Genomic DNA, 11,676 nt, shown 5'->3' with positions numbered 1-11,676 from the left:
ATTAGCATGCTAATTCGCCGTTTTTTAATCACTTAAAATTAGTTAATTAAAACTAAAATTAATTATTCCCATTCGATAGTTGCAGGTGGTTTACCTGAAATATCGTAAACAACACGAGAAATACCGTCTATTTCATTAATGATACGGTTTGATACCACACCTAAAAACTCATAAGGTAAATGTGACCAGCGCGCTGTCATAAAGTCGATTGTTTCCACACAACGAAGTGATACAACCCAATCGTACTTACGTGCATCGCCCATAACCCCTACCGATTTAACAGGTAAGAATACAGTAAACGCTTGGCTTACTTTATGGTAAAGCTCAGCTTTGTGAAGCTCTTCGATGAAAATCGCATCAGCGCGGCGTAATAAATCACAGTATTCTTTTTTGATTTCGCCAAGTACACGAACACCTAAACCAGGTCCAGGGAAAGGATGACGATAAAGCATGTCGTACGGTAAACCTAGCTCTAGGCCAATTTTACGTACTTCGTCTTTAAATAACTCACGTAATGGCTCAACAAGACCCATTTTCATGTCATCTGGTAACCCGCCCACATTGTGGTGAGATTTAATAACATGCGCTTTACCAGTTGCAGATGCCGCTGATTCAATTACGTCTGGGTAGATTGTACCTTGCGCTAACCATTTTGCATTTTTAAGCTTTTTAGCTTGTTCATCAAATACATTAATAAACGTGTGGCCAATGGCTTTACGCTTATCTTCTGGGTCTGACTTACCTGCAAGGTCATTTAAAAACTGCTCTTCAGCTTCAACTTTAACAATGTTTAAACCAAATTTATTACCAAACATGTCCATTACTTGCTGGCCTTCGTTTAAACGAAGTAAACCATTATCAACAAATACACATGTTAGCCTTTCGCCAATTGCACGGTGAATAAGCATAGCCACTACCGATGAATCAACACCGCCAGAAAGACCTAAAATAACTTCGTCATCGCCAACGGTTTCTTTAATACGCTCGATAGCATCATCGATAATTTTTGCTGCAGTCCACAATTTTTCACAGCCACAAATATCAATAGCAAAACGCTCTAATAAGCGCTGACCTTGATGCGTGTGCGTTACTTCCGGGTGAAACTGTACGCCATAAAAACGTTTTTCTTCGTTAGACATTGCAGCATGTGGACAAGTAGATGTTTTAGCTGTTGTTGCAAAACCAGCTGGAATATCCATTACTTTGTCGCCATGACTCATCCATACGTCGAGTATGCCGTTGCCACCATCGGTAATATGATCTTCAATTGCATCAAACAATGCACAATTACCTACTTTTTCAACTTGTGCGTAACCAAACTCTTTTTTATCAGAGCTGTGTACACTACCACCTAGTTGAGCAGCCATTGTTTGCATGCCATAACAAATGCCTAACACAGGCACGCCTGCATTAAATACGTACTCTGGAGCGCGCGGGCTGTTTTCAAGTGTTGTTGATTCTGGGCCACCAGAAAGAATAATACCTTGTGGGTTGAACTCGCGGATTTGCTCTTCAGTCACATCCCATGCCCATAGCTCACAGTAAACACCAATTTCGCGGATACGGCGCGCGATTAATTGCGTGTATTGTGAACCAAAGTCTAAAATGAGAATTCGTGAATCGTGAATATCTTTGCTCATGGAGTATCTCGTAAAGTCTGATGCTAAATGTCATTTGTTAATGTAAACGACTAAAAAGAGGGCTTGCAAAGCAAGCCCAGTATATTAAATTAATTACGCTGCTTAACCTAAGCGGTAATTTGGTGCTTCTTTAGTGATTTGCACATCGTGTACGTGCGATTCACCCATACCCGCTGAAGTAACGCGTACAAACTGTGGTTTTGTATTAAGCTCTTCAATTGTTGCACAACCCGTTAAACCCATAGCACTACGTAAGCCACCTACTTGCTGATGAATAATCGTTGCAATTGGACCTTTGTAAGCTACGCGACCTTCAATACCTTCAGGTACTAACTTGTCTGCTTCGTTTGATTTTTGGAAGTAACGATCTGATGAACCTTCTTTTTGATCCATCGCGCCCAATGAGCCCATACCACGGTAAGATTTGTAATAACGGCCTTGGTATAATTCAACTTCACCTGGTGCTTCTTCAGTACCAGCAAGAAGTGAACCCACCATTACACACGATGCACCAGCAACAAGTGCTTTAACAATATCACCAGAAAAACGAATGCCACCATCAGCAATAACAGGAATGTCGCGACCTTTTAAGCCTTCAACAGCATCTGAAATAGCTGTAATTTGTGGAACGCCACAACCGGTAACAATACGTGTAGTACAGATAGAACCTGGGCCTATACCTACTTTAACTGCGTCGGCGCCAGCGTCTGCAAGTGCAATCGCACCTTCTGCTGTAGCTATGTTACCGGCAATAATTTGTAAGTCTGGGTACTCTTTGCGAGTTTTAGTAACACGGTCAATAACACCTTGAGAATGACCATGCGATGTATCGATAAGTAAAACATCAATACCCGCTTCTACTAATGCAGCAATACGCTCATCAGTACCAGCACCAACACTTACAGCAGCACCTACACGTAAACGACCTTGGTCGTCTTTACATGCGTCTGGTTTGTCTTGGGCTTTTTGGTAATCTTTTACTGTTATCATGCCTTTAAGTTTAAAAGCGTCATCAACAACAAGGATTTTTTCAATGCGGTGTTCGTGCATTAAGCCTAAAATTTCTTCGCGAGCTGCGCCTTCTTTAACGGTAACAAGCTTTTCTTTTTTAGTCATAACGGTAGAAACAGGCTGTTCAAGCTTAGTTTCAAAACGCATGTCACGGCTAGTTACAATACCAACAAGTACATTGTCGCTATCGGTAACTGGAAAGCCTGAAAAACCTTTTTCGTGTGAAAGCTCAATAGCGTCTGCTATTGTTAAATCGGCAGTCACCGTTACAGGGTATGAAACAATACCTGCTTCGTAGGTTTTAACTTTACGTACGTTTTTCGCTTGTTCTTCAATAGTCATGTTTTTATGAATAAAACCAAGACCACCTTCTTGCGCAAGGGCAATAGCTAAACGAGCTTCTGTAACAGTATCCATAGATGCTGAAATAAGCGGCAAGTTAAGTTTGATACCACGCGTTAAGCGAGTTGAAATATTTGCCGTGTGTGGCAAAACAGTAGAATGACCAGGTACTAAAAGTACGTCATCAAAGGTAAGAGCTTCTTTAGCGATTCTAAGCATTTTGGCAACTTCTCACATGTGGATCTAAGATAAGGAATTGCGGCCAAATTTTAACAGCGTTGTTGCCATGAGTAAATAATATTTAGCAAATATTTATGATAAAGTAGTGCAATAAATAGTTTTAGGTTGTTTTTTATGTTTTCGAAGCCTTCGCAGGCGGTTTACACCGTTTCACGCCTTAATAGAGAAATTCGCACAATCCTTGAGCAAGGTTTTGCATCTTTAGTGCTCACGGGCGAAATTTCTAACTTTATTACCCCTGCATCTGGACATTGGTACTTTTCGTTAAAAGACGATAAAGCACAAATTAAAGCCGCAATGTGGCGAGGCAATAATCGCAACCAAAGCTACCGCCCTGTAAATGGCGCACAAGTTACAGTAAAAGCGCGTGTATCGCTTTATGAACCTCGCGGTGACTACCAGCTTATTGTTGAGCATATGGAACCCGCAGGCGAAGGTCAGCTAAAACAAGAATTTGATGCGCTTAAAATGCGTTTAGCCGCCGAAGGATTATTTAGCTCTGCTCACAAACAGCCATTACCCCAAAATATTAATCGCATTGGTGTTATTACCTCAGCAACCGGCGCTGCTATAAAAGATATTTTAACGGTACTCAAACGCCGTGCACCGCAGCTAGAAGTCATCATTTACCCTGCTATGGTACAAGGCAAAGAAGCGCACGTGCATTTAATTAACCAAATTGAATTAGCCAACACACGTGATGAAGTAGACGTACTTATTTTAGGGCGAGGCGGCGGATCACTTGAAGATTTATGGTGTTTTAATCACGAACAGCTCGCCCGCGCTATTTTCAAAAGTGAATTACCGATAGTAAGTGCGGTAGGCCACGAAATAGATACCACTATTAGCGATTACGTTGCTGATGTTCGTGCAGCGACTCCATCAGCCGCAGCTGAGCTTGTAAGCCCTAATACGCAAGAGTTACACAACAAAGTAACGCAATTAGTTAATCGTTTATCTAACGCGTTTAAGCACGGCATTGCCGACAAGCGCGCACTAGCAACGCAGTTACAACACCGCCTTAATTTATGTCATCCGCGTAATCAGCTTAATCAAAAATCACAACGTTTGGATGAGCTAAGCATTGCGCTGCAACAGGCGATGCGTAATCGTTTATACCAACAAGAACGCACACTCAATAACTTAACGCCGCGTTTAATGCGCCAATCACCCGATAAAAAACTCGCTACAGCAAGCCATCAACTTTCGCAATTACAAGCTAGGCTAAACCAAGCTATACAACATCAGTTACAGCAAGCGAATAATAGCTTAGCACTGCAAGCAAGCAGGTTAGATTCAGTAAGTCCGCTTAATGTTTTAGCGCGCGGCTATAGCATCACTAAAACACAACAAGGCAAAGTGGTTAAATCTGTGGGGCAAATTAAAACAGGCGATGTTTTGATTACAGAGCTCGTTGATGGCTCTATAGAATCACAGGTTATACCTGTTACATAAAGTTGGTATTACTTAAAACTCTGTACTTAGCAACAATTTAAGCTCGCTATCGCTTGATGTGGAGGTAGTGCTTTTAAATTGTTGCCAAAACTCTTGCTTCATCAACTCGTCGTTTAGCTCTCGCCATTGAGAATTATCAAATGTGTCGTTATCAGCGGGTGCGGCAAGTTCAAATTCACATATCGTCGTTTTACATTTTGCGCTAACAACATCGGGTATAATCGCTAAATCAGCTGTTAATAAAAAATCTTGTAATGCCATTTCAGTACGATAAGCCCATTCTTCGTCACGCGTTTGCTTTTCAAATTTATCACGTAAAATCTTCTCAAAATCTGAAGGACCTCTCATTTGCTTTAAAATGCTTTTAACTGTCGCTTTCTGCTCAGCAAGTTGCTGCTTAAGCTGAGTTACTTGCTCTTCTAAAGGTAGCTCATCAAGCATTTGGGTTTCTGAATAGGTTGGAGGCGTCTCTTCAGCGGGCTCTATACTAGCGACTTGCTCAGGTACTGCAGAGTCTGCATTACTTAATACCTCATTACTTTGTTGTCCAGTATGAAGCTTTTGCTGTTTTTCATAACTTGGCTGCGACTTAACAGATTCTGGATGACTTGAAGCTGCATTAAAGTAGCTCCAAGTTAAACCTACACCCGCAATAAACCCAATCCCTAGAGCCAATAAACTATTCTTGTTCATGTTAATTCCTTTTAAGTTTTATTATTTTTAATTACTTATAGCATTGCACTCGTGTGCGATTCGTTTTCAGGCTCAGGATTTGCTAAAAAGTTTTGGTTCATACTTTGCGCCGGACACTCACAATCCGGTCGACCAATAATTTTAGCGGGCACGCCAACAGCGGTTGTGTGTGGTGGAACATTGCTAAGTACAACTGAGCCCGCACCAATTCGTGCGCCCTCACCTACTTCAATATTACCAAGTACTTTAGCGCCGGCGCCAATTAATACGCCCGCTCTAATTTTGGGATGACGATCACCCTGCTCATTGCCTGTACCGCCAAGCGTTACAGATTGCAAAATTGATACATTATCTTCAATTACCGCTGTTTCACCAATAACAATACCGGTTGCGTGGTCAAACATAATGCCTTTACCCACTTTACATGCTGGGTGAATATCGACCCCAAACACTTCAGAGTTACGGCTTTGAATAAAGCGCGCTAGCTCTTTGCGGTTTTGTTGCCACAAGCAATTAGCCAAACGGTGCGCCTGAATAGCATGAAAACCTTTTAGATTTAATATAACCGTAAGATAGGTTTCTGATGCAGGGTCGCGGTCTTTTACCGCTTTAATATCCTCAGCAACAAAAGATAGCATACGGTCACATTTTACAAATGCTTGATCGAACAGCTCTCGGATAGTGAATGCCGATACCACCGCATCAGCCAACTTATTAGCAACAATAAAGCTCAATGCCGAACCTAAACAATCATGATTCAAAATGCATGAATAAACATGACTTGCTAATAATGGTTCACGTGTTACTACATCGTTAGCTTCTTCGCGAAGCTGTTGCCAAATTGCATGACGCATAATACTGCACTGCCTTAAGTTGATATAAAATAGCCTTTTCCCAAGTCTAACGGATTTAAAGCCTAAGGTGTTAATCCCTTAGTTATTTGTTCTGGTTATTAGATATAACTAGCAACCAGAAATGATATTTTAAATACGTACCCACTTTTTAGATTAAGCTATACGACAGTTGCTAAAATTTCCAATACATACTTAAAATATAATAAATTAATAAAAATCAAAAGCTAACAACATATGACAGTTCACCTGTCATATGCCAAAATACATACTGGCGTACAGCTGACGGCGTAAATAACAAAAACAAACGCTAAATTAGCATCATCAACTCAACAAGGATAACGATGATGAAAAACGATGTATTAAATACAAGAAAATTAGGTTACAAATTTTACTTTCAAGATGGCGATAATCAAATAGCGTGTTTTGGTAGCTACTTTACAGGGAAAGAAGAAGTATACGTAAATGATGAACTTATAAGTAATAAGCGTAACCAAAGGATTCACAGTGGCCATCAATTTAATATTGGTGACAATGATTTTAAAGTAATGTTTGAAATGCGTAATATTTTAACTGGCAGGTTAGAGTGCTCACTTTATAAAAATGGCCAATTTATAAAAAGTTATGAACAATCATCATTATTAAATAACCCAAAAACTTCGTTAAAAGTGCTTTTTGGCTGCTTTTTTGGAGGCCTAGTTGGTGGCTACTTGCTAATTATAATTTTAGAATTCTTGATTGGGAAATTTTAAAATGCAACTTAATCCTAAAACAATAAAAGAACTTAGGCAGCAATTTAATTGGACGCAACAGCAACTTGCCGATGCCTGCGATGTAAGCTTGAGAACAATCCAACGGGTAGAAAAAGAAGGCGCGGCATCAAAAGAAACCACAATGGCTTTATGCGCGGTTTTAGAAGTACGCCAGGGTAAATTAATTAAGCTTGATGAAGATACAACACCTCTCGGTGGTGCAACAACTTTAAACAAGCACACTATAACCACGGTGTTAGCATTGTCATCAGTAGTCAGCTTCATATTAGGCATGATAACTGTTTTTTTTATTATGAAATAAGGAGCTGCAGCAATGTCAAAATATGAGTCGAAAGAGCTACGTGGCCACATCACTTTAGTTGTAATAATAAGTGCAATGATACTTTTTGGGTTAGGTGTAAAAATTGGTTCAATACTATATCCAATACCATAAAAAATGCCCCAATATATGGGGCATTTTAATTATCTTAACTTATATAACTATTTAAACCTTCATTGAAATACTTTATCAACTTTCATCACTTCAATATTTTTTGCAGGAATTGCTAATTTGTAATCAGCAATTACTTTATCTTCAGCCACTAATTCGGCAGGTTTATCGGTATTGTAAACCATTGGTGATGTTTGCTCAGACGCTAAACGTTTTTGCATATCAGCGCCGTCTGCGGTTATAAACACATATTGAACGTTGTCTGTTTGTAGGTTTTCTTTAATAACGCGATTTACATCAGCAACGCTTAGCGTTTTAAGTTTGTTAGTTACGTAACTTACAAAGCTATCTGTGTTGTAAAATTCGCTATCAAGTGCGTAACCTAATTGGCGGTTTTGACTTGCAACCATTTGCGGTACAAAGTTAATTAAAAAGTTACGCGTGGCTTCAAAGTCATCTTCGCTCATACCATTTTTAATTAGCTTATCTAGCTCAAATAAAGCCGTACGAGTTGCAAAGTGCGCATCGTTATTAGAGCGAAGTGGGCGTAACCACACTTGAAATATTTGCTCAGAGCGCCCTAGGTTTGCATCAGGCTTGGTTTGAAACATACCACGTGGAAAGTATTCAATGTATGCGTAATCGCCGTAGTTCATGCCGCGGGTTTCACGAATGCGCTCATACAAAAAGCTGTTAGAACTACGGTGCTCACCAAAGTACGAACGCACAAGCCAAAGTGCTGTCCAGTCTTCGCTACTTCTTATTGTATCAATAGGAAAACCAAACGATACCGCAGTCGATTGCGCCGACTTTTCTACAATAGTTGCATGATGACCTTTAAGCGCTGGTGCATCAGGAATACTTAAACGGCTTTGATCACCTTTTGGTAGCGTTGCAAAATCGCTCATCATTTTAGCTTTAAGTTTTGCAGGCACAGCCCCAATTAAGCCAACCGTGAGTTTAGATTGCGTAAGCTCGCTGTTATAAAATGCTTTAACGTCATCCAGCGTCAACGCTTCTAAATCAGAAATATCACCGTAGTTGTAGCTTTCATAAGGATGATTTTTGTAAAGCGCGCTGTATAGCACTTCTTTGCCTAGCTCTTCATCGTTAGATGCTTTTAAGCCTGACTTAATACCGTCGATCATTTCTTTTTTGAGGCGTTTAAAGTCATCCTCTCTAAAGCCTGGGTTTAGTAATTGATCGCTCACAAGTGTATACCACTGCGACGCGTTATCTTTATGAATACGTCCTTGAAACGACAGCATTTCTTTATCTATTTGATAACCAAAGCTACCCGCAAGCGGATAAAGTGCTTTTTGAATATCTTTATAGCTTGTCGCCTCTGAGCCACCTTGTGCAAGCATAGCCGCAGTTAACGCAGCAACGCCTTTTTTGCCTTGAGGGTCGGCAGCCGCACCGGTATTGAATAAAAAGTTAACATCAATTAATGGCGAGCTATTGGTTTTATCAAGTACTTTAAATACAGGAGCCGCAGGTGCTTGTTTAAGCTTTGCAGTAAGCGCATTTAAATCAACTTCTTGCTCAAAACTTGGCGCTTCATCAAGTGCCGACATTGTTAATGTGGTACGTGCGTTATCAGTAAAGTATTTATTAGCAACGGCTTTAATATCTGCGCTGGTGATGTTATCTGCCGATTTATACAGCTGGTTTATAACCTCAGGATCGCGCTCAAAATGCATGTAGCTGGCAAGGGTTGATGCAATCGCTTGCGACGAATCTAAACCATTAATAAAGCTGTATTTAAGGTTCGATTTTAAATCACTCAGCTTTTGCTCATCAACAAGCTCAGTGCGTGCTTTTGCATAAGTTCGGTTAATGGCATCGCGTGCAGTGGCTAAATCGTCTGCGTTTTCTACTTTAACAAATACGTGTAATAAACCCGGATCTTTAGTCTCTGGGTTATAGGTAAACATTTGGCTGGCAATTTGTTTGTCGACCACTAGCTCTTGATATAAATCTGAATTACTTGAAAAATAAAGCTGTGAGATTAAATCAAGCGCCGCTCTGTCTTTTTTAGCAGGCTCCCACGCAGCGCCTTTGTACGATACAAGTAACCAATGACCTGGTAGCGCTTCATCTTGCTGGTGCAAATATTTTGGTGCTTGTTGAACAGGCTCTGCTTTAATGTCAGCAATATAGTTACCCTTTTTCCAGCTGCCCCAATGCTTTTTAACCATTGCCATTGTTGCTTGCGGGTCTACATCGCCCACAATAACAAGTGACACATACTCAGGCTTATAAAACTTAGCAAAAAATTCTTTACCATAGGCCATTTGATCAGGCATAGCTTCTATGTCTTTAAAAAAGCCCATAGTGGTGTGTTTATACGTGTGCTTATCAAACGCCTCTTCGCGTACAGCGCTTAATAATTTACGAATTGGGCTCGCGTTGTTTTTTAAGTACTCACCTTTTACCGTTTGTGCTTCTGTTCTAAATTGCTCTTCGGTGTAAGTTAAGTTTTGAAAAATATCAGCTTCAAGCTCAAGTACTTTATCAAGATGCTGCTTTGAAAAGTTTAAATGGTAGTTTGTAAAATCGTTTGTTGTATAAGCGCGGTTATCAACACCTGAATTTTTTAATATGTCTGAGTACACATCTTCAGGGTATTTTTGTGAGCCTTTAAACATCATGTGTTCAAAAAAGTGAGCAAAGCCTGTTTTGCCCTCTTCAACTTCGTTACGCGACCCAACCGATACCGGAATTTGCAGCGACACTACATCAGGGTAGTCGGTTTTAACAACCATGACACGTAAGCCGTTTTCTAGCTCTTCAATTAAATAATCTTGCGAGAAAACACGGTCATCAGCTTTATTTACTTGTTCTTGTTGTGCTGTTGTTTGCGTGCTTTGGTTTTGTTGCATGGCGCAACCTGTTAACGCCAGCGATACCGCTAAGCTGGTTGCTAATAATTTAAATTTCATTGTTGTCCCTTTTTAAATTGAGCAAATTTGTTGTCAGATTTAACTCTTTAATTATGCCCCAAAGCCAATAAATATAAGAGCCCAAAGGGAATTTATTATGTAAACAACTGTGTCAATTATAAATTATGGGAACAAGTACTATGAATAAACATCATGTTAGTTGAAAAACTTTCACTAAATAAATCTATCTAGACGTCTAAATGGCTGCTATATTAAATCCATCAAAACAAACTTAGCTGGAATGAGGATTATGGCTTTATCACTAAAAGAGAAGATAGTGGACACCAACCAAGGTGTTTATCTTATTGGTACTACCCCGCCTAAAATTGGCACCGATAAAGCGCAATTAAAAACCATTGCAGAAAAGCTATTAGGTCGCTTACACGAAATTGAATACGACGGCGTGATAATTTACGACATTCAAGACGAAAGCAGCCGAACTAATCAAGACCGTCCATTTGCGTTTAAACAAACCGTTGATCCGCGTGAATACAGCCATTTACTTCGTAATTTATCTGCACAAGATGTGATTACTTATAAAAGTGTGGCGCAGCGTGGCGTAGGCGAATTTAAAGATTGGCTAAGTGAAACTAAAAACGACTACGATTTACAAAATGTTGTTTTAGTAGGTAGCCCATCATCGATAGGCGATATAAAGCTAAGCCTGCCAGATGCGTATAAAGCGATGGCTGAGCAATCAGATGATTTCTTTTTAGGTGGCGTTACGATTGCCGAGCGCCATTCAAGTAAACGAAATGAGCACGAACGATTAATAGAAAAAACAGCACAAGGTTGTCAATTTTTTATATCGCAAGCTGTTTACGACGCACAAGCTACTATAGAGCTAATTACTAGCTACGCACGTACGTGTAAAGCACAGGGTATTACACCTCAACGTATTATATTAACGTTTACCCCGTGCGGCGGCGAAAAAACCTTAGACTTTATGCAATGGTTGGGTATCTCAGTGCCAGAGGCAACTAAATGGCGCATGCTTGATGCAGACAATACATTAAGCGAATCAGTCCGTATTTGCCGCGAAAATCTCGACTTAATACTTAAAAGCTGTGCGCATTTAGATGTACCGCTGGGCCTAAATATTGAAAGCTTAACAAACCGTAAAGAAGAAATTGACGCGTCAATTAACTTATACCGTTTATTAAAAGCCATTATGGAATTGAACCTTGCGGAAAAGCTAATAGCTTAAAGGCTAGGTAAGAGCTAATTAACACCCTTCTTGGCAAGCCTAATGGCTTGCTTTTTTATGTCCGTTCTTTGAAAAATTAATTAATAAAT

General features: G+C 40.0%; 9 protein-coding genes. 4 read left to right on the top strand and 5 right to left on the bottom strand.

Going from position 1 to position 11,676, the window contains the following annotated elements:
- Nucleotides 1-62: 62 nt before the first annotated feature.
- A complete protein-coding gene (guaA, locus tag GQR46_RS09380; RefSeq protein WP_165727593.1) occupies nt 63-1,640 on the bottom strand; it encodes a glutamine-hydrolyzing GMP synthase in 1,578 nt (525 codons plus the stop codon).
- A gap of 102 nt (nt 1,641-1,742) precedes the next feature.
- The gene (gene guaB / locus GQR46_RS09375) at nt 1,743-3,212 is read right to left on the bottom strand and encodes an IMP dehydrogenase (protein WP_165727594.1); all 1,470 of its coding nucleotides are present in this window, start codon (nt 3,210-3,212) and stop codon (nt 1,743-1,745) included.
- Between the two features lie 135 nt (nt 3,213-3,347).
- On the opposite strand from guaB, the gene xseA reads away from it, so the two are divergent.
- A complete protein-coding gene (gene xseA / locus GQR46_RS09370; RefSeq protein ID WP_165721065.1) occupies nt 3,348-4,688 on the top strand; it encodes an exodeoxyribonuclease VII large subunit in 1,341 nt (446 codons plus the stop codon).
- A 12-nt stretch (nt 4,689-4,700) separates the two neighbouring features.
- Here the strand turns inward: xseA and GQR46_RS09365 are convergent, their stop codons facing one another.
- Both GQR46_RS09365 and cysE read right to left on the bottom strand, forming a co-directional pair.
- Entirely contained in the window at nt 4,701-5,381 is a 681-nt protein-coding gene (locus tag GQR46_RS09365; protein WP_165740795.1) for a hypothetical protein, read from the bottom strand.
- Between the two features lie 35 nt (nt 5,382-5,416).
- Complete coding sequence (gene cysE, locus GQR46_RS09360) at nt 5,417-6,235, bottom strand: serine O-acetyltransferase (RefSeq protein ID WP_165727596.1); 819 nt, start codon at nt 6,233-6,235, stop codon at nt 5,417-5,419.
- 344 nt (nt 6,236-6,579) lie between these two features.
- On the opposite strand from cysE, the gene GQR46_RS09355 reads away from it, so the two are divergent.
- Together GQR46_RS09355 and GQR46_RS09350 are read left to right on the top strand one after the other, a co-directional pair.
- A complete protein-coding gene (locus tag GQR46_RS09355; protein WP_197139946.1) occupies nt 6,580-6,984 on the top strand; it encodes a hypothetical protein in 405 nt (134 codons plus the stop codon).
- Between the two features lies 1 nt (nt 6,985).
- The gene (locus GQR46_RS09350) at nt 6,986-7,306 is read left to right on the top strand and encodes a helix-turn-helix transcriptional regulator (RefSeq protein WP_024598636.1); all 321 of its coding nucleotides are present in this window, start codon (nt 6,986-6,988) and stop codon (nt 7,304-7,306) included.
- Between the two features lie 191 nt (nt 7,307-7,497).
- On the opposite strand, the gene GQR46_RS09345 is transcribed toward GQR46_RS09350, so the two are convergent.
- Nucleotides 7,498-10,380: a M16 family metallopeptidase gene (locus tag GQR46_RS09345; RefSeq protein WP_165740794.1), complete on the bottom strand. Its 2,883-nt coding sequence runs from the start codon at nt 10,378-10,380 to the stop codon at nt 7,498-7,500.
- 250 nt (nt 10,381-10,630) lie between these two features.
- Between GQR46_RS09345 and GQR46_RS09340 the strand changes: the two genes are divergently transcribed.
- Complete coding sequence (locus tag GQR46_RS09340) at nt 10,631-11,587, top strand: methylenetetrahydrofolate reductase (protein ID WP_024593278.1); 957 nt, start codon at nt 10,631-10,633, stop codon at nt 11,585-11,587.
- Nucleotides 11,588-11,676 lie beyond the last annotated feature (89 nt).

The organism is Pseudoalteromonas sp. Z1A6 (assembly GCF_011378745.1).
Classification (GTDB): domain Bacteria; phylum Pseudomonadota; class Gammaproteobacteria; order Enterobacterales; family Alteromonadaceae; genus Pseudoalteromonas; species Pseudoalteromonas arctica.
This window is presented reverse-complemented; position numbering and strand designations above follow the sequence as displayed.

Excerpts from the sequence above, each read along its gene's own strand:
- guaB (WP_165727594.1), bottom strand. The coding sequence starts at position 3,212 with ATGCTTAGAATCGCTAAAGAAGCTCTTACCTTTGATGACGTACTTTTA.
- cysE (WP_165727596.1), bottom strand. The coding sequence starts at position 6,235 with ATGCGTCATGCAATTTGGCAACAGCTTCGCGAAGAAGCTAACGATGTA.
- GQR46_RS09350 (WP_024598636.1), top strand. The coding sequence starts at position 6,986 with ATGCAACTTAATCCTAAAACAATAAAAGAACTTAGGCAGCAATTTAAT.
- GQR46_RS09365 (WP_165740795.1), bottom strand. The coding sequence starts at position 5,381 with ATGAACAAGAATAGTTTATTGGCTCTAGGGATTGGGTTTATTGCGGGT.
- GQR46_RS09340 (WP_024593278.1), top strand. The coding sequence starts at position 10,631 with ATGGCTTTATCACTAAAAGAGAAGATAGTGGACACCAACCAAGGTGTT.
- xseA (WP_165721065.1), top strand. The coding sequence starts at position 3,348 with ATGTTTTCGAAGCCTTCGCAGGCGGTTTACACCGTTTCACGCCTTAAT.
- GQR46_RS09345 (WP_165740794.1), bottom strand. The coding sequence starts at position 10,380 with ATGAAATTTAAATTATTAGCAACCAGCTTAGCGGTATCGCTGGCGTTA.
- guaA (WP_165727593.1), bottom strand. The coding sequence starts at position 1,640 with ATGAGCAAAGATATTCACGATTCACGAATTCTCATTTTAGACTTTGGT.
- GQR46_RS09355 (WP_197139946.1), top strand. The coding sequence starts at position 6,580 with ATGAAAAACGATGTATTAAATACAAGAAAATTAGGTTACAAATTTTAC.